We start from the raw sequence: 25550 nt of genomic DNA on the forward strand, positions 1-25550 counted from the left end.
CTTATGCAACAAGGGTGGTCGCTACATCAAATCGATGAAAGCGACTACCTTTTTTATATTCGTTTACTGGAAAGGCAAGAGAAGTTAAACGATCCAGTCGAGAAGAAGAAGCGAGAGCGAGCGAACCTTAAAACGGTACCTATAGATCATGTGTTTTAGGCGGGAGGTGAGAATGTGTCAAATGAAGTTCTAGGCAATATGGTAATGCGCCTCGCATTCGACGATAACGGATTTTCACAAGGCGTAGACAACATTAAAGACAAAATGGCGTTAGTACGTAGTGAAATGAAAGCCTCGGATTCGCAGTTTGGCCGCCTTGGTGATGCGTCCGACAAGTTGCGGGAACGCCAGGAAGGGCTATCGAAGCTATATCAATTACAGTCGGCTAAGATCGAGCAGATGCGCAATAAATATCAACAACTTGCGCGAGAAAAAGGCGAAAATTCTAAAGTCGCTTTGCAGCTGGCCCAACAGATTAATAACGAAGTCGCTGCGTATAACTATCTCGGACGACAATTAGAGCGAACAACCCTCGAAATAAATACGCAAAATTCCGCATGGACACGCGCGGGAGACAGCCTTAAGGAGTACGGCGAGAACCTAGAAAAGCAAGGCGCCCGGATGAAGGCGATCGGGCAGGTTGGTATCGCGGGAATAACGGCTCCGATGGCAGCACTCGGCGCGATGGCGATTAAATCGGCGGCTGACGTTAAGAAAGCGCAAGGGTCTATACAGGCGCAGATGGGTCTGACGAAGCAAGAGGCCGAAGAAGCAACGAAAGCAGCGACGAACATTTGGAAAGAAGGGTTCGGTGAGAATGTAGGCGATGTTACAAGCGTTATAAGCAACGTGCGACGTAATATCAAATCGTTAGGCGACGCATCAAACGAGACGCTTGAAAGAGTAACGAAAGATACTATGACCATTGCAGAATCCTTTGACCAGGAAGGCAACGACATTACGAAGTCCATCAACGCGATGCAAAACTCATTCGATAATCTTTCGGTCGATCAGTCGATGGATATGATTACGTCAGGTTTCCAGAAGGGTCTTGATTATTCGGGCGAGTTCCTAGATTCAATCAACGAATATTCGAATCAATTTGCTGCGGCAGGATTTTCGGGTGAACAGATGTTTTCTATTTTCCAAGCCGGAGCTGAATCGGGTGCCTTCCAGTTAGATAAGGTCGGCGACCTGATTAAAGAAATGAATATCCGGTTGTCGGATGGTACTGCGGACGATGCTATGAAGTCGTTGTCTAAGAACACCCAAGACCTGTACGCACAGTTTAAAAAGACCGGTGAAGGCGGCGATGAGGTTTTTACTGCGGTCATGAAAGATATCGACAGCATGAAAAACAAAAGCGACGCTTACAAAATAGGTCAGCAGATCATGGGTACGCAGTTCGAAGATTTAGGTCAAAAAGGCGTATCTGCGCTCGCAAACGTAAAGAATAGCTTCTCAGATGTAGAAGGCGCTACCAAGAAGGCTGGCGAATCTTTACGAGATAATTTTAGCGATAGAGCAGCGAAGGCTTTTCGTGAACTACAGACTAACCTAGTTCCGTTAGGTGAAGTCCTGCTAGATCAGCTTGAACCAGCTCTTAAAAAGACCGGCGAAGTTATCGGAGACTTTACCGAATGGTTCCAAAACCTTTCGCCTTCTATACGGAATGCGGTTGTTGTAATCGGACTTGCTGCGGCAGCCTTACCGCCTTTGGTCATCGCATTGGGCGCGGTTGTTTCAGGTGTAAGTACGGTAGTCGGTGCGTTAAGTAGAGGCGCGACAGCCTTCGGGCGTTATCGTGCTGAAGCTGCTTTAGCTCGAACATCTACGACACAATTAGCGGCGGCAAACGTTGCGGCATCGGCAAGTATGAACGCTGGAAACGCGGCTCTTACCCGAACTACTAAAGGAATGCGGGGTATGCGAGGAGCGTCGGTTGCGGCCGGCGGTGCTATGGCTACATTCGGCGGGAAATGGGGCGGCGTATTAAGTATTGCCACTATGTTTCTTCCGGAGATTCTGAAAGGCGGAAAAGGGCTACTCGGCTTCGGTAAGAATGCGTCATCGGCTGCGGGCGGCCTGGTTGAACTCGGCGGAAAGTCTAAGACTGCCGGAACTGCGGCGTCATCTTTAGGTGGCGGAATTGCACAGACAGCGGGCCGTTTCGCTGGACTCGGCGGAAAAGCTCTCGGACTCGTTAAGAGTTTCGGAAGTGTGGCGAGAATTGCGGGCGTTGCTCGGCTTGGTTTTAGCGCGTTAGGCGGTCCTGTAGGATTGGCGATCACTGGCGTCAGCTTACTTGCTGAAGGTGGGGTTAAACTTTATAACCATCTGAAAAAAGAACAAATTCCTACGCTTGATAGTTTCGGAAAGAAAGTTTCAGATTCTACGACCAAGGCTGTTCTCGGATATAAGAATTTAAACGATAAGGCAACCGCACAGCTGAATCAGTTGAATTGGTCCGGCCAAAAGGTCACGAAAGAGGCTGCCGACGGGATTGTTAAAAACTTTGATAAAATGGGCGATCAGATTAAAACGAGTATTAAAACAAAAGGCGATCAGAGTTATAAGTCCCTAAGTTCATTTCTTGCGACAAGTAAAACGCTTAGCAAGAAAGAGCAACAGGCAATTCTTGATAACGTGAAAAAGAAACAAGACGAACAGAAGAACGCAGTCGATAAAGGGCAGGCGCAAATTAAGCAGATTCTCAATAAAGCAAGTTCTGAAAAACGACAGCTCACTCAAAAGGAAAAGACCACAATAAATAACATACAAAAAGGCATGATGACAACCGCGGTTAAAACCATGAGTAAGAGCGAAGTCGAGCAAAAGGCTATCATGAGTAAGCTTCAGACAGAATCTAAGAATATTACGGCGCGCCAAGCTGCTGATACGATCAAGAACAGTATAAAAGCGCGTGACGGTGCCGTTAAAGAAGCGAATAAGAAGTACGACAAGACGGTCGCTGCTATTATTCGTGAACGCGACGAAACAGGTTCTATTAGTAAAGAACAGGCCGACAAGATGATTAAGGAAGCCAAGAAACAGCGTGACGATTCTGTTACGGCAGCCGAAGACATGCATAAGAAGGTCGTAAAAGAGGCCAAAGCGCAAGCAGGCGAGCACGCTGACGAGATAGACGAAGAAACAGGTTCGATAAAAACCGGGTGGGATAAGATGATGGATAGTGTTGGCGCAGCGTGGGACTGGATTAAGGGGCTATTTTCAGGCGAAGATAAAAAATCTAAGCCTAAGAAGTCAGCGCCAAAAACAGCAGGAAGATCTCTCGGAGGCGCGCAAATTGGAGCCTACGCAAAAGGGACACCATCTAGCGGACACCCTGGCGGTTTAGCTATTACAAGTGAAAAGGGTCGCGAGCTGATCCACGAACCAGGCGTCGGTACTTATTTATCCGGTAACAACGGTCCGGAACTTCGTAATTTACGTCCGGGCACTTCGGTTTTGCCTAACAAGCAGACGGAGAGGTTACTAAAAAGCCACGGATTCCCTGGTTATGAGGGCGGTGTCGGTCAGTATTTCGACTGGATTATGAAAGGTGCCGATTTCCTATGGGATAAGGCGGCCGGTATGTTCGGTATTGCGGATAAGCTAATACCGAGTTGGTTCACCAAAAACAGTGGCAGCCCGTTGAAAGCTGTTGGAAAGCTTGCGATCAAAGGCATAGATAACCTCATGGGATCGGTCGGATCATTCTTCGGCGAGGGCGGTACAGCTGCGGTTAAGAAGTGGGTAGCTCAGGCGTTATCAATTAAAGGACTCGGATCTCAATTCGCTTCAGCGCTTGAAACTATCGCGATGAAAGAGTCGGGCGGAAATCCTAACGTAGTGAATAACTGGGATTCCAACGCAAGAGCCGGCCATCCATCGCAAGGTTTAATGCAATTCATTCCGAGTACGTTTGCTGCGAATATGGAGCCGGGGTACGGAAACATCAAAAACCCAGTTCACCAAGTTTTAGCGGCTATTAACTACCTAAACAGACGTTACGGTGGCATCCTTAGGCATCCGGGTCTCGTTTCGATGGCAAATGGCGGACCGTATGTTGGTTACGCCGCGGGCGGAGTTTCGCCTGGGGCGGGTGGTACCAAGTTTGCGGCTCTGAACGAGCGTGGATACGACGAGCACATTATTACGACTGATCCAAAATATCGCGAAAGAAGTATCGGTATATGGGCGCGAGCGGGTCAAGAGCTCGGAATCCCAGCGCAGAGTGTTCCGCAAGTTCAATCGATCGAGCCGATTACATCGCGACAAGACCGTCAGATCACTCTACTCGAAGAGCAGAACGCTTATTTAGCGGAAATCGCTAGTAAGAATCCGGATGTTTACCTTGACGTAAAGAAAGTCGGTAAAGTATTGGATTCGCGAAGCACACAAATACAGAATAGTAGACTATTTGCAGCGGGAGGGACGAACTGATGAAGGATTTAGACTTAATAGTAGACGGCGTACCGGTTAGCGAGTCCCTTCCGGGCGTTAGTCTATTGTCATTTACGCCGGATGCGCCGGTATTTGAGCGTAAAACAAGTACGTTACCGTATAGAAACGGCGTGATTATGCCACAGAAAGGCAACAGAGGCAGATATACGGAGCGTAAAATATCGATCGAACTCGCGTTAGACGCTGCTAACTCGCAGCAGTTCTATGCGTATCGACATGATATATACAATTTATTCGTAAAAGAGGACCCGTACTACGTGACATGTACCTACGAGCCGCATAAAAGATGGCTTGTTACGTGCGATGACGGCTTTTCCGCACCTCAGAACTCACATCAGACTTGGAATACGATTTCTCTAAGTTTGACGGCAATTCAAGGGCTGGCCGAATCGATTTATGATAGTCTTACTTCTTTTGATTTAAGCGGCGAACACTACGGAATTGGTATGAATATCGGGTTGTACAACGATCCTCAATACCATTTCATAAATAAGAGCAAATTCACTGTCTATAACGTTGGCGATGCGAAAATTTCTCCAATTGACCATAACTACAATGTGCAAATGTACCTCGCCGGTACGGATATTACTATCGAAAATAGCACAACAGGCGAAAAGATTAAATTTTCTGGAACACTTAAGAAAGAAGACCTTTTAACGTTGGTTAAGCAGTACGTAGTAAAGGATTCTTCGGTAGTTTCAACGACTGGAAGATTCCCGTCACTCGCGCCAGGAAAAAACGAGTTTCATATATACAACGCGACGTACAGCGATATTCAATTTATTACGCATTTTTACTATAAATAAGGGGGTGTAAGCGCGTGAATCAGATGTATGTCGAAGATCGATACACAAAGCAGAAGTACGAAGTAACTGACGTAGAACCGAGTCTAACTGATGATACTACTGGCAAGAAAGAGTTAACGTTTTCTTACACTCTCGATGATGATAATAAATTAGCTTACAACGCACTAACTGGCCGTAATTTTTTATACTTAGACGAACGAGTTCACAAGAAGCAGAAGTATTTTATAAGAGGCGTTCAAGTAATACAGGACGGCGAGATGCTCTCGAAGACGATTACCGCAAGTCATATATATGTAATGCGACTACAAGGAAATCGAGTAGACGAGATAATCACCGGAACGCAGTCGTTAGAGAACGCAATTAAGCACGCATTAAAGGGGTCGGGTTTTACTTACGAAATAAAGTCCGATGCGAAAGGAATTGGCAGCGTTAAGCTTGATAGTTTTGGTGATAAGTCGTCTCTCGAACTCATGGACGAAATTATAAGCTATTACGAAGTCGAGTTGGACGTAAATAATACGAACATCTACGTATATAAGAAGATGGGAAAGAAGATAAACAAAACGTTAGATGTTCGCGCTAATGTCCAGGGAATACAGATTGATATATCCGAAGATAATACGACGACTAGGGCGCGCGGTTACGGTAAACAAAAGGAAGACAAAGATATACTCAGTAATACCACATTGCCGTACGCGTCAAAGACCGGAGAATGGTCGTACGATTCGTCCTTAAGCGCAGACTATACGAAGAAAATCGGTGCTACCTTCACGTTTACTTTTACCGGTACAGGTTTTAGGTTTAAAACGATAGTCTCGAAATTCGGCGGGTACTGGACCTTTAAGATCGGTGACACTAGCAAAAAACTATCGATGTATAAGGATGTAGACCACGAAACAAAGACCTTCGATGTCATTCGCGGATTAGCTAAGAAAGAGTACAAAGTCGTAGCTACGTTTTCGGGACGCGATTCGAACAACCCGAACACAAAAAGCTCGTCTAAAAACGATCCAGTTATGTATCTACTTCGCGGGGATATAATCGAGGTTTATCGCGAATTTGCTAACGATGATGAAAAATATGTATTTCCACCGGTCCTTTTCGTTCACCCAAACGAGAAGGATTTTTTAATTGACGGACAGCCGACTTGGGCCGAGACAGTTCGTGATGACACTATTACGACAGCTTCAGCTATGACGGCTTTACTGAAGAAAAAAGTTAACCCGTTTCCGGAAGTAGCATTAGACGTGGATTTCGAAGAGTTCAACGATCCGAAGCTCGCAGGAATAGAAGACGAAATAACAAAAGGCGACACGCTTCATATTATTGCGGACACAGAAAGGAACGGCACTACTTTCGAGGATGATGTACGCGTCGTCAGCATGACGTACAATCCGTTAAATGACTTCGATAAGCCGGAAATTACGTTCACAAATTTTCGAAAAGACATTTACGACATTAATACGGATAACAGAAGACGAATAAAGGAGCAACAGCGATATTTACAAACACAAAAGGATACGATTACTCAGCAAATAGAGGCTGCCAAACAAGAAATGCTGGCAGAGGTTGAGCGGAGAACAAGTTCGTTTCCTAGTACGCTGACTTACACGTTAGAGTTTAACGGAACAACGTGGACGGTTACTAGCGCTAACGGTGAAGTAACGCCGATTGGTTCCAGCCTGATTTTAAACACAGATGACGATCTGCAAGTAGTGTACGCTTCCATAGATGTTACCGCCACTATGAAGCAAAGTGGTTATATCGCGACTATTGAGTACACAGGCACCGAGACTAATAGGTTTACGCTTACCCTTATGAAAAACGGCGTAAGTGTCGACCCAATAACAGTTCCTATCGGCTCGAAAATTTACGTTGCTATCGTTGCGTTCAAATAAAAAAGGGGTGAGTATTTTTGGTTCAATTAAACAAGCGACATCAACCGTATCCTAACGCGAAATTACTCTCGCAGTTAGATGATAACGCAAGTTTGACGGAAAACGCGATTAATCAAAATAAAAGCGATTTAACAAAGCACAAAACTGAAAGGGGGGCACACACGTCAGATCAAATCGATCATGGCGGCTTTTCTTTGCGCAATTATATAGACGGGTTGTATACCCGCATAAGAAATCTAATTTTAAATGCGGATGGAACAAACGTAAAAGAAGTCATAGACGCACGTGTTGATACAGACGGTAATATTCAACCTTTATTAAAAGAACGGCTCGATCGCGAATATGTTAAACTTCTTCGAAAGATCGAGCGGACCGTTAACGTCGATGACTTCGGAGCCGATCCGACTGGCACTACCGATAGTACAGAAGCGTTCCAAAAGGCGATTGGCGCGGGTAAAGTACGAGTAAAATTGTCGGCTGGTACTTACATCGTAAAGGGCGTTAAGCTTCCGTCGTGGACGTATCTGATCGGCGAAGGCATGGGCGTCACAACGCTAAAGCTCCACGAAGACACGCCAGCAAGCGAATGGGTAATCACGAATGCGGATCACGCAAACGGTAACCGAAATATTACAGTCGAAGGCATGACGCTAGATTGGAATCCGGAACGTCAAGGCGGCCTTGGAGCAACGGGTGGCTTGCATTCGAGCGGCCTGACATTCGCGCAAGTTAAGTTCGGTATTGCTCGCGAAGTGGAAAGCGTTAACCCGGGGCTTCATAGTTTCGATGCTTCAGCGCCTACTTACGATGTCAGCGCTACTGATTATACGCAACAAGGTTGCCGATATATTTGGTTCGATCGTTGCGTCGGATCAGGTTACGGGGATGACGGGATCTCTACGCACTATAGCGAGTATATTTTTATTACGAACTGTATTATGACGAACCCGAGAGGAACTGCGCACGAAGACGGAAGAGCTAACTCGAACGGTATTGAAGTGGATGACGGATCTAAAAACGTATGGGTTATCGATTGCTATACCGAAGGGAACGTAAGAGGCATAGAAGTAAAAGCGCACGCGGCTTGGCCGGCTCCCCAAAACGTCCATATTCGCGGACACGAATCTTACCGTGACATTCGGGCGTATGACCTGCGGCACATCGGTCACCACTTAGCGTCAGAACCGTGGAGTAAAACGGCGCGTGACGTTACTTTGATCGACTGTACAGCGCGAGAGCCGATTTATAACGATCTATATGCCGGTCTTGCTCCAAAGGCGCTCGTTATTTCGGCGTACCAACGGGTCCTCGTTTCAGATTTCCGAGCTATTGGCGATCCTACCTACGATTATAAAGGTACGGACATTATCGCGCTCCAATACAAAAGTCGCAAGATTAACGTCAATGGTCTTCAAATGACCGGATTCGCCAAAGCGGGCTCCGACATTCATATTTACGGAGGCGGACAGCGTACAGATGACGTTCATATTTCGAACTTTACGATTCACGATTCAGCGCCTGTTGGTATCGCACTCGGTGGCGGCGTGTACTATGTGACGTTGCTTAACGGTCTGATTCACACGAGAGGCGGTACAGCCGGAATTACTTCGCCGAATAACCAAGCGAACATTATCGCGGTTCGTGCTGTTGGATTTACGGATGCGGCGGTTATTGCTGGCCAAAAGTACTCATCGATACCGAACAACTTGAAAGGAGGATTTAGAGCGGCAGCTTCTTCCGGTGCACCTTTAACGGATACAAGTGCAATCATAGCCGGCTCGGGGACGATTATCGCGAAAGGTGAACGGAACTTCATTGCTGGCGTAGCGGGCGGCGCGACAACGGAAGGCTCGCGGAATGGTGTTTTGTATTCGTGGAATTCGCATACGAAAGGCGAGAGCGGTTCTTCCGTAGTAATTGCGTCAAAAAACGTAATAAACACGAAAGAATATACCGTTGGTTTAGGGCACGGCGACGGTGATCCGTCGGAAGCGAATAAGAAAATCGAGCTTGATGCCCGGAACGGAAGAGTTCGAGCTACGGGCGCAATTGAAAGTGCTTCGAGTCTACAAGACTTCGGAGAATATTTCGAATCAATCGACGGACAAAAAATCGATGCTTCGTATCTAGTAACGCTAGAAGGCGACAAGATTCGGAAAGCTGATAAAGGCGATAAGATTCTCGGCGTCGTATCAAAAACGGCCGGTCTGGTACTCGGTGGGGCTGCGTTTTACTGGAATGATCGTTATTTGCGCGATGAATTTGGCGGACTTATCTACCACGACATTGAAGAAGATGGACGACTCGTTACAGTTCCTGCGGAGAATCCAGACTACGATCCGACCGTAGAGTATACACCGCGAGAGGAAAGAGACGAGTGGCACGTTATCGGCCTTATCGGTCAGGTGCTCGTTCGTATCGACCAAACCGTCGCGGTAGGAGATAGCGTGGCCGCAGTCGGAGGCATTGCAACTAAAGCGGAATCGGACGGCTATGGAACGGTCATGAAAATTAAAACGCCTTATAACGCAGAAAAAGGATACGGTGTAGCGCAAATGATCGTTACGCCGCAGCACTAGGAGGTTCGATAATGATTTATAACGATGCAAAACAGTCGTTTGAAATTACCGCCTCAACCAAACGAAAAATAACTACCGGAATCCAATTCAGCACGCAAGACATTGACACGGCGCGACTCATATTTACGTTAACGAAAGACGGGGAGCCTTTGCCCCTGTCGGCAGTTAGCGGAAAGCTCGTTATGTTCATGGCGGACGGAAGCCGGTTTATCAAAAATGTAGAAATTGTAGATCCGGTAGGTGGCGTAGCGCAATACGTATTAACTTCGGACGAAATTAAGCATTACGGAACGGTCAACGCAGAGCTTAATTTGTACTACGCGAATAAGCAGGCACTATCCGTCCATAAGTTCTCTTTCGTGATTGACCGCGCGCTAGTCGATACCGACATCGTCCCAGTCGCCGAGTATTATATCGATGATTTCGAGGCTTTAGTCGCAAAGGTCAACGAACTATATGACGAAGCTATTGCGACGATGGAAGAACTACGGCAGAAGTTTTCGGACCTTGAAAATATCGAAACAAAAACCGGAGCCCAAGAGAAAGCGGACAAGGCCGAAGCGAACGCTAAAGCCTATACGGACGTGCACGCGAATAATAAAACGATCCACATTACGGCTGACGAACGAACGACCTGGAACGCAAAGGAAACGACTTCGGGGTCGCAAAGTAAAGCTGATAAAGCGTTAGGAGACGCGAAAGCCTACACTGATACGCACGCTAACCGAACGGATAATCCGCATGGAGTAACGAAAGCGCAGATCGGTTTGGCAAACGTTTCGAACGTAGCACAGGCGGCAAAGACCGATTTTGATACGCACGTGTCCGATACCGTCAAACACATAACGGCTGATGAACGTACGGCATGGAACGCGAAAGAAACGACTGACGGGGCGCAAGCTAAGGCGAATAAGGCGCTCACAGACGCAAAGGCTTACACGGATACAAAGGTCGGTCAGCTTACGAGCACATGGACGACTATTCCGTTGATAAACGGTGCGGTTACAGACACCACAGTTCCATTGCGTTATCGAACTAAAAACGGTGGCGACGAACTCCAAATTAACGGCGGCTTCAAGTCGGCCTTCAGCACGATCATCGCGACGGGGCTACCGAAAGTTAAATATCCAACGGAATTTCTTGTGGCAACGGTTGGGACCTACGGGTACTTGAGGATGGACTATCGAGTTAACGGCGATCTGTATTTGGCCGGCGGAACCGTAAACAGTGAGACCGGAATAACTAAAATCTCTGTGAATGTAACTATTCCGTTAACGTAAAGGAGGGCAACGCATGGAAGACACCACTATTTTTCTGAAAGACCTTCTAGTTCAGGATTCGCGGCTTGCTTACGAACTATTACTTGCGCAAACAAAATACGAAGAACTCCAAAAAGAAAATGCGCAGTTAGCTTACGAAATGATGACTAAAACAACGGGAGGCGCTTAAATGGATTGGTATAACAGCATCAAAGGTTGGTATGCGCAAGGATTTTGGACGAAAGAGATGGTTGCGATGGCTGTGCGATACCGCAAGATTACGCCGGAGCAGTACAAGGAAATTACCGGAGAAGATTACCCGACTCCTAAATAACGGAAAGGAGGCGTCCCTATGCCGGAGCCGAACATACACGAATTTAACGATAAGTTAGCGGAAGTTCGCGAATGGCTTGTTCGTATAGACACCAAGGTCGATTACTTTAACGATGTAAAAACGACGGCCGAGAGAGCTGACGAAAAAGCCGACGAAGCATTGTCGTTGGCGAAAGAAAACCGCGCAGATATTGCGGATATGAAAGCAAATACGAAATGGATTTGGGGCGTAATGATCGGCGTCGCTGGATTAGCGATATCGGGAGTTGCGCTATTTTTATAACCGAATATACGCAATACGCCCGTCAGGTGAGAGTCCCGGCGGGCTTTTTTAATTTCGAAAGGAGACGATAAAATGGTGATTTCAGTACGTAAGAATCTCGTCGCATCAAGTAAGTATCCCGTTAAGTGTCCGTATTCAATGGATGCGAAGTATATTACGTTCCATAATACGGCTAACGACGCTTCAGCGGACGCAGAGATTCGGTACATGATCGGAAACAACAACGAAGTGTCCTATCATTTCGCGGTGGACGATAAGGAGGTCGTACAAGGCATTCCAACGGATCGCAACGCATGGCATACCGGAGATGGAAACGGCGTGAATTCCGGAAACCGGACATCTATCGGCGTCGAGGTTTGCTATTCGAAGTCAGGCGGCGCTAAGTACAAAGCGGCCGAAAAGCTGGCGATTAAATTTATCGCGCAATTATTGAAAGAGCGTGGCTGGGGCGTTGATCGCGTTCGTAAGCACCAAGACTGGTCCGGTAAATATTGTCCGCACCGTGTTCTCGCCGAGGATCGTTGGGAAGAAGTAAAAGCGGATATTGCGGCGGAACTTAAAGCGCTCGGCGCCAAGTCGGCGTCTAAACCTGCTGCTTCAGCGCCAAAAGCTTCCGGGTCTACTTATACCGTCAAGAAAGGCGACACACTTTCCGAAATCGCGGAGAAAACAGGCGTAAGTATAGCGAAGCTTCAATCGTACAACGGCATCAAGAACGCGAATAAAATTACGGTCGGTCAAGTGCTTAAACTAACGGCGGGCGCGTCTAAGCCGTCGTCCGGCGGTAAGAAATACGTTTACCTTCCGGCTTCGGCCGATTCTTGGCGAATCTATCCGACTAACAAAGCGCCGATTAAAGGAAATGAATGCGGCTACTTGCGTCCTAAGAAATTCGGCGGTCTGAAGTACGAAATCCTTGCGAACCCGCAAACGGACGTCTATACGATCAAGACGGATCAGTTCGGAAAAGTAAATATCTACGCTGCGAAATCAACCGGCGCAACAGTAAAATAACGAAAGGGAGTCGATAACATGCAAGACGTTTTAATTTTCGCAACTGTACTGGCGCCAATCCTAACGGCGCTCGTTCAACTCGTTAAGAAAACGGTTAAGCTTCCGACCAATGTAATCCCGGCGTTAAGCTTCGTGATTGGCATCGGACTAGGCGCGGTTGCTTATCCGTTTACTGACCTCGACTTGGTGCTGCGATTATGGGCCGGCGGCTTTGCGGGATTAGCTGCGACAGGTCTTTTTGAACTCGGAGCCAAACGCGAAGGTACAACGAAATAACGAAACTTTTAGCGAGCGCTTACGTATGATAACGTAGGTGCTCGCGTACATAAAAACTCATTGCGGATAAGTTTGGCGCCGTAGTATAATCCTGGTAATACATAACGGAGGTATTCCTATGCGGAAGATGCTTTTATTGTTACTTTCGGTACCACTTTTATTATTGTCGGCATGTAGTGAAGATAGCGTTAATACTGGTGCGGTGCAAAAAGAGGACAGCGCAGAAAGCAAGAAAGCCGAGCCTTTTAAAGTAACGGATAAAAACGTAAAGATGCTTATAGCGGATGAGCTTAAGGAAAAAGGAACAGAAGATACGGAAAAATTGAAGAAGCTTGATATCTTTGATGACGTAGACGAGAATAATCGAGGAATTAAAACCGTTAACGTTACTTTAAACGGAAGTAGTAATTTAACTAACAATATGGTGAAAAAGGGAATGCTTAAAGAGGGCGAAAAACTTTTTCCTAAGATTTTTGAAGATACTTCCGTCGGTAGGGTTTTAATAACGTGGGAATTTCCTTTGGAGGACGCAAAAGGCAACTCATCTTTTGAAAAAGTCCTATCGATTCAGCTAGAGCGAAAAACCGCCGATGAAATAAACTGGAAAGAATTCAAATACAAGAATTTCGAAATAGTTGCCGACAGTTATTTCGAACATCAAGCGTTTAAAAAGTAACAATCCACGTCCTATCCTTCGCGGATGGGGCGATTTTTTTCGATATGTTGACGGTAAATATTAAATGTACTTGCGGGTAGTAGCACTATAGTCTATAATCGGAATTAACAGAATAAGGACGTTCAATGTGAGTCGCATGACTTAACGATGACTTAACGCTGATATACCAACGTTTGACTTACCGATTGACTTATCGGATCACTTGCGGATACCTTGACAGGGTAGAGGTCGCTGGTTCGAGCCCAGTCGGAATCATAGCCGAAACCCTTGCGTAGCAAGGGTTTTTTACTTTGTTTATTTATTGATTTTGTCATCATTCATCGAATTGGGGACGAAATTATTTTTTTGAGCTGAATTTGAATAATTCGCTGTATAATGCAAGGTTCTTTGTCGCCAGCCTGATGTTGATGGGATCTCGGACTGAAGACAGTCTATCCTATTGAAAACATAGATAAAGTCCATCTCTTATGAGAAAGGCCTTAATATCTTGGTCTCTGGGAAATTTAAATACCGGCTCAATAAAGGTTAAGAACCAAATTTCACCGCGTAGAATAATGAATGTACTTAACCTTTAAATATCTCAGGAATTTTGTTTCTCCATATTAATAATAGCTCTTTAAATTGGTCTGTTTCTATTGAGTTTTTATAAGGGTCGTCGATCAAAAAAGGGTTTTCAACATCGGTAACATCTTTTTTTATCAATACACTTATCCCATTTAAATCAATTTCAAAATCCTCATGTATCCCATTTAAAACATTCTGAATGTATTCTATATACTCATCAGTTTGTTCTATTGTTGTAATATTTTCAATGAAGTCAGAGAAAAGACTGATTTCTTCTGGTAAAACTATTTTTATATCACCAAATGGATCTTTATCAAACTTGTATAAATATTTCATGTGCTCTGGTCACCTTTAAGATTATTTTTTATATAACGGATATGCTGTTGCTATTGTTCCGTCATTATTTAAATACATTTCAATTTTAATTCCTGTTGAAGTGATTCCTCTATACTTATTTGAACGTACTTGTTTTCTGGTATGATAAGCTTCGTCAATTGCTTTTAATACGTCAGCGCGGTTCCATTCTCTTGGAAAGAAACTTGAATCCGCTATTTTTTTTACAGACTCGACTTCAACTTTCGCCATATATACTCCATTTTTGTCAGGCTTCTTTTCTGTACCTGGTATAATCTTTCCGCCCATCATACTTTCATGGTGGTAGCCAACTGCTTTACCGCGTTTATTAATTTCTCCATGATAAATATGTTTCATTGTACCTGTGGTATACTTGCTATTTCCTGTACTAAAATTTGAAGTCACAGACTTGCTGAGCACACTCTCTTTTTGACCTTCAATAATATTTTTCAATAAAGGAGTATTCTTCACATTGTGAGTATTTTCAATATCCTGCGCTATTCCGGCAAGTGCGGGTTCATACTTATTTTTCGAATCTTAAAACCCCAGTATTGAAGTCTATATCCTTGAAACGTATACCTAAAATTTCACCTTGTCTAAGCCCGAAAGAAATCGCTAACCAAAATTCAGAGGAGCGGTTGCGGAATATGCCGGCGTAAACAATAATATATACAGTGTCGCTTTTAATAATCCATCTTTTATGCATATCATAAGGCGATTATTAATCCTGATGATATGGTGGATTCAGGGTGATTTTTAGAGTATGAGTGGCCAATACCTAATAACCATTTCTTCAATGTAATTCCTCCAAATTGTTTGTTCTGTCTCTATATCGGACAAACCTTCCTAATTATAAAAAAAAAACCAAATATTATAAATTGAAGTTTGCTCAACATGTTAATATCAAGGAAAAGTCTAATATGTTAAAATTTAACTGACCGTATAGTTGAAAGGAGAATGCAATTTTGCTTGGGATTAAAGTTAAAAAATCTGATGGAAAGTTAATTATCAATTGGCAACTATCTAAAATTGAAATTCCAATCAAAGAAATCAACGGTGTATTTCTGGATCCGAACTATGGAGGACAAGAGAAAAGTGCAGTAAGGATAGGGTTTCCTTATGGCTCTACGGATAGGATAGTAATTAAAACAGCAAAAAACACTTATATTTTGTTTACTTCTAATGCTGCTTCAATTATGAATAAAATTGTTACTGATTAACAAATTCGTATTCTCGGTGTTTTATTCTGAAAATATGGGGGCGATTTTATTGACTAACTTTGTCCATAAGACTATAAACGGTTTGAAAAGTCTTTTAGATGAAAAAGGAGCCATTAAATTGTTTTGTTCTGAAGGATATATTATAGAGGGCCTTGTGACTTTTTCTCCGACCAAAGCCTCTCTTAATGAAATCCAAAACTTTCAGTCGAATCATAAATTCACACTTCCTGAGGATTATCTGAAGTTTATTTCTCAGCATAATGGTGCGAAAATTTTCGAAATTCTTGCAGAGGGTGAGAATATTGGTGGAGGACTTCATCTATTCAGCCTTGAAGATATAGAAGAAGAACTAAAGTATGAGGATTTGTTTGAAGGTATCAATGGAATACCTATTGGCTATTTGTTGGAAGAATGTCATTTAATGATCGACAAGGATAGAGTGAATCATGGTGACCCTAACTATCTATTTATATTTGAAAGTGGTTCAGAATATAATCCATTAAATTTAAACTTTGAAATATTTTTAGACCGATATATTATGTCGAACGGGGATGCTTTTTGGGACTGGAAATACTATACAGCTAAAAATTATTACAGAACGAGATAAAACCATTTTCTGTTAATCAGTTAATAAGGCTATGGTGAAATTTAGATGAGAATAAGTGGAAAGGGGACGGAGATGAAAGTATTGGTTTATGGTGCTGGTGTTTTGGGAAGTTATCTTGCCCACTCATTATTACGAGGAGGAAACAATGTTTCCATTTTAGCTAGAGGGAGGCGGTATGAACAATTGAAAGAAGATGGAATTGTTATTCGACATCGTTTCCAACGAAAAAATACTGTCGATGCAGTAAATGTAATTGATAAACTACAACCTGAAGAACACTACGATCTCATATTTGTGGTGATGAAATACAATCAATTTTCATCGGTTCTCCCGATTCTAGCTGAAAATATAAGTAACAATATTGTGATTGTTGGGAATAACGCTGATGCTGCAAATATGCAAACATTCCTAAATAAAAATAGCAAAGTTAAAAAAAATATTGCGTTTGGTTTTCAAATTAGTGGGGGGAGGAGGGAAGAAAATGGTCGTGTTATTTTTATTCGGGGGGGAGGACAAATGGTAATCGGTAGCTTAGACGGTGACTTATCATTTAAATCTATATTAGAGAAGGCTTTTAAGGAAGCGAAACATAAACTAAGTTTTAATGAAAATATTGATGGTTGGCTTAAAAGTCACTTCATACCGATTATTGCTATGAACTCAATCCATTATATCAATAACTTTGACTTTAAAAAAATAGCGAAGGATAAGAATGCATTAATGCAGATGATTTCTGTAATGGATGAGGGGTTTATGGTTTTAGAAAAACTGGGATATCGAATTGACCCAGCATTTCAACTGAATATGGTTCGTAACCATCGAAATTTTGTCTACCACGGTTTGAGAATATTTCACAAACTTCAGATGGCTAAATTTTTTGAGTGCTCCTTTAGCGAGATTATAGCCTTATATGAAACATTTGATGAATTGAAAAAGGAAGCGAATATATCAACTCCAAATTTGGACGACCTTCAAAAACGATCAACTTCTAAGTATAGAGATGAGGTCAATCGTTAGTAATTCTCTTATAAAATGTATATCTACCAAATTACTCTTATAAATTCAATATAATATCACGATTGTGAAATAAAACGTAAACCCCCGTCCTGTTTTGGATGGGCAACGCTTCAAGCAATGAATCAGAAAGCAAAAGAAAAATTTAAGCATTTGAAAACGAATTAAACATAAACCTTGATGAGGTGTACAAAGATTTTGTAATAAGATATGGTGGAAGCACGATACAAGCTGACAATGTGTTATTCCCACTCTTAAAATCCTTTAGCCAGCAATAATCTTTTAAGACTGGGGTTGTTTTACGGATTTGGCGTGGATGATAAAGACTTTGATGTTAAATCAATGACAGTAGCTTATGAAGAACAAATGCCAGACTGGATTATTCCGATTGCTGATGCTGACGGAGGAGATCAAATTTGTCTGGGTGTGAAAGAAGAAGCAACAGGAAAGGTTTATTTTTTGGATCATGAAATGACAGATGGAGTGAAAGACACATTTTTGGTCGCTAATTCTTTTTCTGACTTCATGGTTTGATTATTGAAGAAGATGATGGGATATTTAGATGATGATTACTAAACAGTTAAACAAAAGTATTGCAAAGGTAAGCTCTCAGAAAGAGAGCTTTTTTCTTAAATAATTTTAAAAAGGGAGAGAGGCTATGGATTCGTACCAAATAAAGAAATTAAAACCCGAAGACTACAATAAGTGTGGCAATATTTGGGATGTGGAAAAGAAAAAGAAAATGGCTAAGATGTTTTACGACGAATTAGTAAGCGGAAACAGAATTACTTTTATTTATTCAGTGAATGACGAGTTTATAGGAGAAGGATCATTAGTTTTTCAAAAAAATGACCCAGATTATACTATTCCAGATAAACGCATTTATCTATCTCGTATGATTGTTAAAGAAGGATATCGAAATCGTGGGATAGGCGGTATTATTGTTGATTATTTGATTGATTATGCAAAACACCTTGGATATGAGGAAATAACACTCGGTGTAGATACAGATAACTTAAACGCAAGACATCTATATGAAAAGAAGGGCTTTACAACCGTTTTATTTCTTGGCGAAGACGAATATGGTGAATATGTAAAACTCCTAAAAAAATTAAAATAGAATTCCCGTGAATGTATGAGAGGTTACTCTCGCAAACGGTGATTGACGGTAAACTTATGCTAATCTATTTAGATCGTTTTTAAGATACGGATTAGCATTTATCCTCTCAAAACCAACCCGTAATGAATAAGATACTGTTGGTAAGGAATTATTTTTCCATTTATTGTATTTTGTGGTAATCTTGAAATGAAAAGGAGGAGACAATGAAAAAGAAATTAATTGGAGTCTTGGTTATTGTTTGTTCTGTGATCATGTATAGCATAGTTTCACATCCTCTTAAAAATCAAAGATCCACTGAGGAAGTATTAGAAAGTGCATGGGATGAATTTGGCTTATTTAGCTTTGGAATTGGAGAAACAGACCCAGTCATATCAATTGGGATGGATAAAACAAAAAGTGAAGAAGAATTACGGCGCTATTTAAACGACAACTTATCCGATGAAGATAAAGAAAAATATGAAGTTAAGATTATTAAAGAGGATATTAATGTTTTAGAAAGACAACATGAAAAGTATTTGGAAAGTAATAAAGCACATTGATACATTAAAGATACTTATCGAGTCCAAATAAAATAATAGTTTTATCCATAAAACAAAAGTTTTGCAAATTATTTCAATGGTTTCGCTTAATGTGTTATAATCAGAACTGTAAGACATTTGATTGGTTGCGTATTTCTTTCTTAAAAAATGCATAAAATAAAAGAAGACCAGGGGTGCGCCAACACCCACAGGTCATTGTTTGTACTAAAGCTGCCCACAAAAGGGCTTGCTCAGATCTACCGAATAGACCATCCCTTAAACTTTTCCAGGGCTCAAGGGAGGTCTATTTTTTTATATAGGTCAACAATGCAATTATAAATGACCCAAATCCAAGCATGAGTACTAATACTTGAAAAGTTGACATTGGCCTCACCTCCTCTGTTTGAGACATGGAGGTGAGCAAGACTCCCTTGAGTGAGCATGCTTTAATGTACAGGAAATATTATACTATACATAAAATGCCCTTGTCGTTAAAAATTCACAATAAATTGACAATAAAAAAAGAACCTGCATTTTGCAAGTTCTTTTTTTATGTTAATGGTCATTTTAAGAGACTTAATTTTTAAGATGGTTTAAACTCAAAGAGAGATTTAATTACATACTTAATTAAACACATATTTTGCCTCTCATGTTACAATTTAAAATATGAAAGTCAATTGTAGAGATAGAACTAAGGTCAGTTAAAGATACCATGTAATTAATTTTCATCTCGACTGGCATTTGCAACTTGCTAATTTAATAATCTAAAAATTGCATAGAAAGGAAATATTTTTTTGGGGAAATTCAAACAAAAAATTATGAACTGGTTACAGAAACTTCAGATTAAATTAGATGAATCCAATGTTAAGGCAGAGAGTCTCTTTGAAGATCTTACTCCTAGCAATGATGTTGATACTGATGGGAAATATTCAGAAGCACTAAGTTGGGGGTTAAAAAATAAAAAAGTGAAAAATATCGCACTGACTGGCCCTTATGGATCTGGAAAAAGTAGCATATTAAATACCTATCAGGAACAACATAGTAAGGAATATAGTTTCTTAAATATATCCTTAGCTACATTCCACACAGATAACAATGATGTGGAAAATAAATTAGAGAAAAGCATCCTGCAACAAATGATATACCGGGTACAAGACCGAACCCTTCCTTTCTCAAGGTTTAAAAGAATTAAGCATATAAGAACGAAGAGTATAATCCTAAAATTGATTTCCTTTTTTACATTCATTATAGTTGGTACATACCTTATTAATCCTGATGTACTTAAAGACATATATGCTGAGACATTAATTTCAAGGAGTCTTGGTGGTGGAGATCGGCAACAAATAATACTAACTACATTATTAACACTTTTTTTTATAATATATCCTTTATTTGTATGTAAAAGAATTTATCATTTTGTTCACGCTAACTTAAAACTAAATAAGGTGACAATTGCTAACGCAACGTTAGAAAAGAATTCAGGAGAAGAGAGCTCCTCAATATTTGATAAATATTTAGATGAAATATTGTATTTTTTTGAAGCCTCCAAATATAATGTTGTAATTTTTGAAGATTTAGATCGCTTTGATATTATCGATATTTTTGAAAAACTGAGGGAATTGAATGAACTTATAAATAATTCAGAACAAATAGATAGACGTGTGGTTTTTATATATGCGATAAAAGATGATATTTTTGGAGATGTAGATTCAGATAAGTTAACTAAAGACCGTACGAAATTTTTTGATTTTATAATCCCAGTAATACCTATTATTAATGCATCTAATTCAGGAGATTTGCTTAAAAAGAAAATAAAATATTCACCTTACTCGGAATTGGTAAACGATTATTTTCTAGAAGATGTAACAATTTACATTGATGACATGAGAGTATTAAAGAATATTTTTAATGAATTTGTAATATACCAACAAAAATTAAGTGCTATTGATCTTGATGCTAACAAATTGTTGGCAATGATAATCTACAAGAATATTTATCCCGTGGATTTTTCTAAATTACAATATAATAAAGGGTTGGTATATGAACTCTTTCAAAAAAACAACGCATAATTAAGGAACAAATTAACTTAATTGATGCAAAAATACAACAAATAGAGATGACAATAGCGAGTGCAGAAGTTGAACCATTAAAATCAATTGCTGAATTAAATTTTATATACTGGGCGAATTAGGGATATCAAATTTGAATTCACCTAATAGTTATTATATTCAGATAGATGGCGAGCGATTTAGAAGCAACACAGCTAATACAGATCAATTTTTTGAAAAGTTGAAAAATGCCGATACTGTCCATTGTTATTTAAGAGACAAGAATGGTACAGCGACAATTAAAGATATTGCAACCGTTTTCAATAGGAAACCAAACTATTTTGAAAGAGAAGAAGCCGTTAGAGTTATAGAGCAAAATAAAATCCAAGAGCTAAAAAAAGAACTATCACAATTAAAAAAAGAAAAACAAGAAATAAGTGTACAATCTTTACAAACACTAATTGCTAAAAGCGAATCGAAAACCGTTTTTTCGGATGAAATCTACGAGAAAAAGTTACTTGTTTACTTGTTGCGCCATGGATATATTGATGAATTGTATAACCATTATATTACTTATTTTTATCCGGAAAATTTGAGCCTATCCGATATTCAATTTGTATTTAGTATTAAAAACCATGAATCACTACCTTTTGAATATCCATTAGAGAATAAAACTAAAATTATGAAGAAGCTTGCTGGTGATGAATTTAAGCAAGTAGAGGTACTCAACTATGATCTTTTGAATTATATAATGGAACATCCTGATTATCAAAGTTGTTATGACCATATAATTGAACAATTGGTAAATGGAAGAGGAGCATCTCTTACCTTCATAGATGGTTTTAAAGAAAGAGCGACAATAAAAGCTACATTTATTCAATCGATATCTAATAAGTGGGATGATTTTTGGAATTATATTGAACATAAATCCGATTATACAGAACAGAAAAAAAATGAATACTTGGCAGATATACTCGCATATGTTGATACTGATGATATTATCCGAATGGATAAAGAGTCAGCTATATCTTGTAAATTATCAAAGCACTCCGATTTTCTTGCGCTAGTACCTGAAGAAAGGAAAACGAAAGAACTACTTATAAAACTTTCAGTTAAATTTAAACGTTTGGAGCATATACTAAACTCAGAAACAATATACGACTTTGTTGTTCAACATAATCTGTACGAAATCAATACCAATAATTTATCGGTTATTTTAAATAATACTCCCAGTGTAACGTATGCTGCAGTTAAAAATTCTGGTCAACAGGCTGTCATTGATTACGTAAATGAAAATATTGCAGTATTTGTTAAAAAAGTTCTACTTACTGAGGAAACTGAGGAACCAGAGGAACCAGAGGAAAGTGTACTGGAACTATTAAATTGGGAAGGGCTAGATGTGGAAGTTAAACATTCAATTATCATGAAAAAAAGTTTTACCATCTCGAATATCGGTGAATTACCTAAAGAATTGTGGCCTATAGTGATTCAAGAAAATAAAATGATTGCAGACTGGTCAAATGTTATTACATCTTATATCGAGTACAACAAAACAATTCCGAACTTCCTGACAGATTTCCTAAATGATCCAGATAATTGGCGTGTGCTTTCTGAGAGTAATATAGAGGCACTTAATGATAGATTTGACGAAGTGATTTTAGAAGATATTTCAGAAGAAATCGTTAATAGTAGAGATATAACAGACAAAACATTCGAGATGTTGATTCCTAGCATCCACTCTTGGGATCACTTTCCGTTCGGAAATGTCACTGAAACAAGAGCAAAATTAATGATTGAGAATGATTTGTTATCTCTAACATTCGAAAATTTTAAAGAGTTAAAATTAAATTTCGATGCACTTCATACTCGACTTGTTGTAAGAAATTCTGATGAGTTTATTAAAAAACAAGGAGATTTTCCGCTTGATGCAAATGATGTAAAGCAACTCATAGATAGCAAAGACTTTTCTCAATTTAACAAAGAATACTTTGTACAGCAGTTAAAATCTAACTTTATGACAGATGGAAATAAAGACATCCTTGAAGATACAATTTATTTCATTAATGAGCATAACCTGAAAATAACCAATGATCTACTTGACTTTTTACTTGAATCACCCGCAACAATGGATACTAGGTTATCATTGCTAACGGGACAAATAAAGTATATCGATAATGATTTAATTACTGAATATTTAACTAAAATGGGGAAACCTTACTCCGAAATAGTTGAAAAAGGTAGGCGAATAAAGATCTTAAATAATAGAACTAATAAAGCGTTGGCAACTGCATTAAAGTCGAAAAACTATGTATCCTCTGTTAAAGAAGAAAGCGGAAAGAAATTACGCGTGAATACTAAAAAAAAATAAAGAATAATTAATGTTCATTAGGAGTAATCTATATATCCATCGAAGCATTTTTAAAAATTACCCTATAATTTAATACATTATAGGGTAGCTTTGAAATAGGAGCGAATTAACGTCCAGTTTAATTGCTGGGCGTTTTCACTTATCAAATTTGTTTTTTTGAAAATATTTTCGATGATCTTCTCTGAACAAATGATCCTCCTCATCTGTGAATATATAAATCTTATATTTTTCCTTTGCTTCTCTAGACAGATTTTCTTTTAAATATTCATGGAGCTTTGCTTCATTCACCTTCATATTCTCTTTGTACGAAAAGAAATTCTCCTATGTAATATTACATATATCATTGAACTTTATACTTTATTTCCAACAACTACATCGAACTATTGTTCTTATTTATATTGAATAAAGAACGTTTGTTCTGTTAATGTTAGATCGATAAAGGAGTGATTCAAAATGCTTAGAGATCGAGGAACAATCAATTGGACTTCCATGATGCTTCCAGAATATTTAACGCAACTAAAACATGACTTGTTGGATGTTTCGAAAATGGAGCCATCTTTAGATGAACAACAAATTGAGGAGATTGACATCTTGGTTTCTGAAGCAATGGCACTGAATAAAGAACTAAAGTTTAAGCTCTTTAAAGAAGGGGTTGCTGAGGATTTAATCGGTACAGTTCAATATCTCAATTACGAACAACACAAATTACACATAAAAGATCATCACGATCAAATCGTATACATCACCATGAATGACATCATAGGAGTTGCTTACAATGATTGATTACTCACAGTTTCCACGTAAAAATATACTTTGTGTAGATATGAAATCCTTTTATGCTTCGGTTTCAGCTGTAACAATGGGATTGAATCCAATGACATGTTATCTCGCTGTAGTCGGAAACACGGATAGACAGGGAAGTGTTGTCTTAGCAGCGTCTCCTGCACTTAAAAAAGATTATGGAATCAAGACTGGCTCCCGGTTATTTGAGATTCCAGATGATCCAAGAATTCACATAGTAAATCCGCAAATGAAACTTTTCATCAGAGTTTCAACTGATGTTGGTTGGAGTAGGGGTAGGAATCGTGACAGATGTCCAGTTAGAATTTTAGAAGCGTCTTGCACAAATCGAACCCAATCTGATGGATTGTTAGTGAAGTATCTATGACAATCTTTCCACCCAACAACCTGATGGTGAGTCCAAAGGTTTTCGTGTGTCAGGCCGTATTTTTTCAAGAGGGAGCAAGCTAGCTCTAATGTTTTTTCATATGTTGCGCCTGAGGCTTACCTGTCATATCGTTTTGGCCCATTTCAATCCCGATAGTACAGTTATTCGAATACGAGCTAAGATTTCGTAGCGCACTTTGAGAATAAACATTTGAACCAACATGATAAGCCATTTCATTGTTTGGCGCAGAATTTAAATGTTGAATTAAAGAATGTTATTAAGATATTTAGTTAGTCAGAAGGGAGAAGACAAGTGAATCCATTTACTTCAAGATCAGAGCAGAAGGAATACGAGTAAGCCTATTACGGGGGCTATTGTAATAAGGTCAGAATCCTTGGTTTAAATCCAATTCCATTTCACTTGTTTCAGGACATTTTGAAAAAATGCAACGATTTCACCAAAACAAAGAAGGAAAGAATGAGATTTTTAATTAAGGCAACAGAATCACAATAAAAGGATTTTTTTATTCAGAGAGGACTGGGCAAAATAATCAATAATAAAACGCTATAGTAAGTTCATATTTTAATATTACTCGAAGAAGTGGTTTTTGAAGTTAAAAAAGGGAGCTAGAAGCCCCCAATTGCAATCTTTATAATCGTACACCTTCGTAATGACCAATCCAATGGCCTTCCGAGACTTTTGTAATACCTTTTAAATACCAGCGGATTCCGTCTCGATCAAATGTGTTGGCAAAAATACCTGTAGTGCTAGGTAGATCCCAAGTGATAGCTTGAGCTTTAAAATCATCACTTGCAACATTTGCTATTTCTTGATCCGTGCTTGCGCTTGCAGCGAACGCAGGAGATCCTGAAACAAGTAAACCAACCGATAATGCAACACCTGTTAATACTTTTTTGTAACTCATGTAAATCCCCCATTTCATATATTTTTTCTTGCAATTCCTTTATATGGTTTAAG

The 25550-nt window shown here is 40.1% G+C and carries 21 protein-coding genes and 5 pseudogenes; 21 read left to right on the plus strand and 5 right to left on the minus strand.

Annotation, left to right across the window (positions count from 1 at the left end; genetic code table 11):
• Nucleotides 1-174 precede the first annotated feature (174 nt).
• The 11 genes from ACW5MY_RS06565 to ACW5MY_RS06615 all read left to right on the plus strand — a co-directional run bounded on the left by ACW5MY_RS06565 (nucleotide 175) and on the right by ACW5MY_RS06615 (nucleotide 13591).
• Nucleotides 175-4446 carry a phage tail tape measure protein gene (locus ACW5MY_RS06565; RefSeq protein ID WP_326969655.1) on the plus strand — a complete coding sequence of 1424 codons (4272 nt, stop codon included), beginning with the start codon at nucleotides 175-177 and terminating at the stop codon, nucleotides 4444-4446.
• On the plus strand, nucleotides 4446-5273 hold the full coding sequence (locus ACW5MY_RS06570; RefSeq protein ID WP_326969654.1) for a phage tail domain-containing protein: 828 nt from the start codon (nucleotides 4446-4448) through the stop codon (nucleotides 5271-5273). The genes ACW5MY_RS06565 and ACW5MY_RS06570 overlap by 1 nt, the downstream gene beginning before the upstream one ends.
• A 23-nt stretch (nucleotides 5274-5296) precedes the next feature.
• Nucleotides 5297-7171, plus strand: a complete 1875-nt coding sequence (locus tag ACW5MY_RS06575; RefSeq protein ID WP_326969704.1) for a prophage endopeptidase tail family protein — start codon at nucleotides 5297-5299, stop codon at nucleotides 7169-7171.
• Nucleotides 7172-7188: 17 nt separating this feature from the next.
• Nucleotides 7189-9750, plus strand: a complete 2562-nt coding sequence (locus tag ACW5MY_RS06580) for a peptidase G2 autoproteolytic cleavage domain-containing protein (RefSeq protein WP_462061769.1) — start codon at nucleotides 7189-7191, stop codon at nucleotides 9748-9750.
• 11 nt (nucleotides 9751-9761) lie between these two features.
• Nucleotides 9762-11030, plus strand: coding sequence for a phage baseplate upper protein (locus tag ACW5MY_RS06585; protein ID WP_462061771.1), 1269 nt, complete (start codon nucleotides 9762-9764; stop codon nucleotides 11028-11030).
• A gap of 13 nt (nucleotides 11031-11043) precedes the next feature.
• Nucleotides 11044-11199 carry a hypothetical protein gene (locus ACW5MY_RS06590; RefSeq protein ID WP_326285097.1) on the plus strand — a complete coding sequence of 52 codons (156 nt, stop codon included), beginning with the start codon at nucleotides 11044-11046 and terminating at the stop codon, nucleotides 11197-11199.
• Entirely contained in the window at nucleotides 11200-11343 is a 144-nt protein-coding gene (locus ACW5MY_RS06595; RefSeq protein ID WP_326285096.1) for an XkdX family protein, read from the plus strand.
• Between the two features lie 18 nt (nucleotides 11344-11361).
• Nucleotides 11362-11625 (plus strand): hemolysin XhlA family protein, encoded by a 264-nt coding sequence (locus ACW5MY_RS06600; RefSeq protein ID WP_017695216.1) that lies wholly within the window; start codon nucleotides 11362-11364, stop codon nucleotides 11623-11625.
• A 72-nt stretch (nucleotides 11626-11697) separates the two neighbouring features.
• Complete coding sequence (locus ACW5MY_RS06605) at nucleotides 11698-12639, plus strand: N-acetylmuramoyl-L-alanine amidase (RefSeq protein WP_462061774.1); 942 nt, start codon at nucleotides 11698-11700, stop codon at nucleotides 12637-12639.
• 18 nt (nucleotides 12640-12657) lie between these two features.
• Nucleotides 12658-12915 (plus strand): holin, encoded by a 258-nt coding sequence (locus ACW5MY_RS06610; RefSeq protein ID WP_017695214.1) that lies wholly within the window; start codon nucleotides 12658-12660, stop codon nucleotides 12913-12915.
• Between the two features lie 118 nt (nucleotides 12916-13033).
• On the plus strand, nucleotides 13034-13591 hold the full coding sequence (locus ACW5MY_RS06615) for a hypothetical protein (RefSeq protein ID WP_326070219.1): 558 nt from the start codon (nucleotides 13034-13036) through the stop codon (nucleotides 13589-13591).
• Nucleotides 13592-14155: 564 nt separating this feature from the next.
• Here ACW5MY_RS06615 and ACW5MY_RS06620 read toward each other — a convergent pair.
• Both ACW5MY_RS06620 and ACW5MY_RS06625 read right to left on the minus strand, forming a co-directional pair.
• Nucleotides 14156-14491, minus strand: coding sequence for a hypothetical protein (locus tag ACW5MY_RS06620; protein ID WP_013351872.1), 336 nt, complete (start codon nucleotides 14489-14491; stop codon nucleotides 14156-14158).
• A 21-nt stretch (nucleotides 14492-14512) separates the two neighbouring features.
• Nucleotides 14513-15043 (minus strand): annotated as a pseudogene (locus ACW5MY_RS06625) (EndoU domain-containing protein); the annotation flags it as partial.
• Between the two features lie 97 nt (nucleotides 15044-15140).
• Here ACW5MY_RS06625 and ACW5MY_RS06630 point away from each other — a divergent pair.
• The 7 genes and pseudogenes from ACW5MY_RS06630 to ACW5MY_RS06660 all read left to right on the plus strand — a co-directional run.
• A pseudogene (locus ACW5MY_RS06630) lies at nucleotides 15141-15259 on the plus strand (lipase family protein); the annotation flags it as partial.
• Nucleotides 15260-15474: 215 nt separating this feature from the next.
• Entirely contained in the window at nucleotides 15475-15729 is a 255-nt protein-coding gene (locus tag ACW5MY_RS06635; protein ID WP_014470527.1) for a SunI/YnzG family protein, read from the plus strand.
• A 49-nt stretch (nucleotides 15730-15778) separates the two neighbouring features.
• Nucleotides 15779-16336, plus strand: a complete 558-nt coding sequence (locus ACW5MY_RS06640) for an SMI1/KNR4 family protein (protein ID WP_014470526.1) — start codon at nucleotides 15779-15781, stop codon at nucleotides 16334-16336.
• 72 nt (nucleotides 16337-16408) lie between these two features.
• Nucleotides 16409-17353: a ketopantoate reductase family protein gene (locus ACW5MY_RS06645; RefSeq protein WP_014470525.1), complete on the plus strand. Its 945-nt coding sequence runs from the start codon at nucleotides 16409-16411 to the stop codon at nucleotides 17351-17353.
• 309 nt (nucleotides 17354-17662) lie between these two features.
• Complete coding sequence (locus ACW5MY_RS06650; protein WP_014470524.1) at nucleotides 17663-17884, plus strand: SMI1/KNR4 family protein; 222 nt, start codon at nucleotides 17663-17665, stop codon at nucleotides 17882-17884.
• A 124-nt stretch (nucleotides 17885-18008) separates the two neighbouring features.
• Nucleotides 18009-18470: a GNAT family N-acetyltransferase gene (locus ACW5MY_RS06655; RefSeq protein ID WP_013351877.1), complete on the plus strand. Its 462-nt coding sequence runs from the start codon at nucleotides 18009-18011 to the stop codon at nucleotides 18468-18470.
• Between the two features lie 203 nt (nucleotides 18471-18673).
• Nucleotides 18674-19009 carry a hypothetical protein gene (locus tag ACW5MY_RS06660; RefSeq protein ID WP_013351878.1) on the plus strand — a complete coding sequence of 112 codons (336 nt, stop codon included), beginning with the start codon at nucleotides 18674-18676 and terminating at the stop codon, nucleotides 19007-19009.
• A 283-nt stretch (nucleotides 19010-19292) separates the two neighbouring features.
• Here the strand turns inward: ACW5MY_RS06660 and ACW5MY_RS06665 are convergent, their stop codons facing one another.
• Nucleotides 19293-19373 (minus strand): putative holin-like toxin, encoded by an 81-nt coding sequence (locus ACW5MY_RS06665; RefSeq protein ID WP_127721184.1) that lies wholly within the window; start codon nucleotides 19371-19373, stop codon nucleotides 19293-19295.
• 433 nt (nucleotides 19374-19806) lie between these two features.
• Between ACW5MY_RS06665 and ACW5MY_RS06670 the strand changes: the two are divergent.
• Nucleotides 19807-23404, plus strand: a pseudogene (locus tag ACW5MY_RS06670) (YobI family P-loop NTPase).
• Between the two features lie 135 nt (nucleotides 23405-23539).
• Here ACW5MY_RS06670 and ACW5MY_RS06675 read toward each other — a convergent pair.
• Nucleotides 23540-23689, minus strand: a pseudogene (locus tag ACW5MY_RS06675) (phage coat protein); the annotation flags it as partial.
• 168 nt (nucleotides 23690-23857) lie between these two features.
• Between ACW5MY_RS06675 and ACW5MY_RS06680 the strand changes: the two are divergent.
• Both ACW5MY_RS06680 and ACW5MY_RS06685 read left to right on the plus strand, forming a co-directional pair.
• Nucleotides 23858-24187 carry a YolD-like family protein gene (locus ACW5MY_RS06680; protein ID WP_013351883.1) on the plus strand — a complete coding sequence of 110 codons (330 nt, stop codon included), beginning with the start codon at nucleotides 23858-23860 and terminating at the stop codon, nucleotides 24185-24187.
• A pseudogene (locus ACW5MY_RS06685) lies at nucleotides 24180-24467 on the plus strand (Y-family DNA polymerase); the annotation flags it as partial. The gene ACW5MY_RS06680 and the pseudogene ACW5MY_RS06685, both read left to right, overlap by 8 nt.
• A 754-nt stretch (nucleotides 24468-25221) precedes the next feature.
• Here the strand turns inward: ACW5MY_RS06685 and ACW5MY_RS06690 are convergent.
• Nucleotides 25222-25497: an LCI fold-containing protein gene (locus tag ACW5MY_RS06690; protein ID WP_013351885.1), complete on the minus strand. Its 276-nt coding sequence runs from the start codon at nucleotides 25495-25497 to the stop codon at nucleotides 25222-25224.
• Nucleotides 25498-25550 lie beyond the last annotated feature (53 nt).

It is taken from the genome of Bacillus sp. Bwzl_19 (assembly GCF_054900515.1).

Excerpts from the sequence above, each read along its gene's own strand:
- ACW5MY_RS06690 (WP_013351885.1), bottom strand. The coding sequence starts at position 25,497 with ATGAGTTACAAAAAAGTATTAACAGGTGTTGCATTATCGGTTGGTTTA.
- ACW5MY_RS06595 (WP_326285096.1), top strand. The coding sequence starts at position 11,200 with ATGGATTGGTATAACAGCATCAAAGGTTGGTATGCGCAAGGATTTTGG.
- ACW5MY_RS06620 (WP_013351872.1), bottom strand. The coding sequence starts at position 14,491 with ATGAAATATTTATACAAGTTTGATAAAGATCCATTTGGTGATATAAAA.
- ACW5MY_RS06680 (WP_013351883.1), top strand. The coding sequence starts at position 23,858 with ATGCTTAGAGATCGAGGAACAATCAATTGGACTTCCATGATGCTTCCA.
- ACW5MY_RS06570 (WP_326969654.1), top strand. The coding sequence starts at position 4,446 with ATGAAGGATTTAGACTTAATAGTAGACGGCGTACCGGTTAGCGAGTCC.
- ACW5MY_RS06590 (WP_326285097.1), top strand. The coding sequence starts at position 11,044 with ATGGAAGACACCACTATTTTTCTGAAAGACCTTCTAGTTCAGGATTCG.
- ACW5MY_RS06665 (WP_127721184.1), bottom strand. The coding sequence starts at position 19,373 with ATGTCAACTTTTCAAGTATTAGTACTCATGCTTGGATTTGGGTCATTT.
- ACW5MY_RS06655 (WP_013351877.1), top strand. The coding sequence starts at position 18,009 with ATGGATTCGTACCAAATAAAGAAATTAAAACCCGAAGACTACAATAAG.
- ACW5MY_RS06605 (WP_462061774.1), top strand. The coding sequence starts at position 11,698 with ATGGTGATTTCAGTACGTAAGAATCTCGTCGCATCAAGTAAGTATCCC.
- ACW5MY_RS06615 (WP_326070219.1), top strand. The coding sequence starts at position 13,034 with ATGCGGAAGATGCTTTTATTGTTACTTTCGGTACCACTTTTATTATTG.
- ACW5MY_RS06575 (WP_326969704.1), top strand. The coding sequence starts at position 5,297 with ATGTATGTCGAAGATCGATACACAAAGCAGAAGTACGAAGTAACTGAC.
- ACW5MY_RS06645 (WP_014470525.1), top strand. The coding sequence starts at position 16,409 with ATGAAAGTATTGGTTTATGGTGCTGGTGTTTTGGGAAGTTATCTTGCC.
- ACW5MY_RS06585 (WP_462061771.1), top strand. The coding sequence starts at position 9,762 with ATGATTTATAACGATGCAAAACAGTCGTTTGAAATTACCGCCTCAACC.
- ACW5MY_RS06610 (WP_017695214.1), top strand. The coding sequence starts at position 12,658 with ATGCAAGACGTTTTAATTTTCGCAACTGTACTGGCGCCAATCCTAACG.
- ACW5MY_RS06600 (WP_017695216.1), top strand. The coding sequence starts at position 11,362 with ATGCCGGAGCCGAACATACACGAATTTAACGATAAGTTAGCGGAAGTT.
- ACW5MY_RS06660 (WP_013351878.1), top strand. The coding sequence starts at position 18,674 with ATGAAAAAGAAATTAATTGGAGTCTTGGTTATTGTTTGTTCTGTGATC.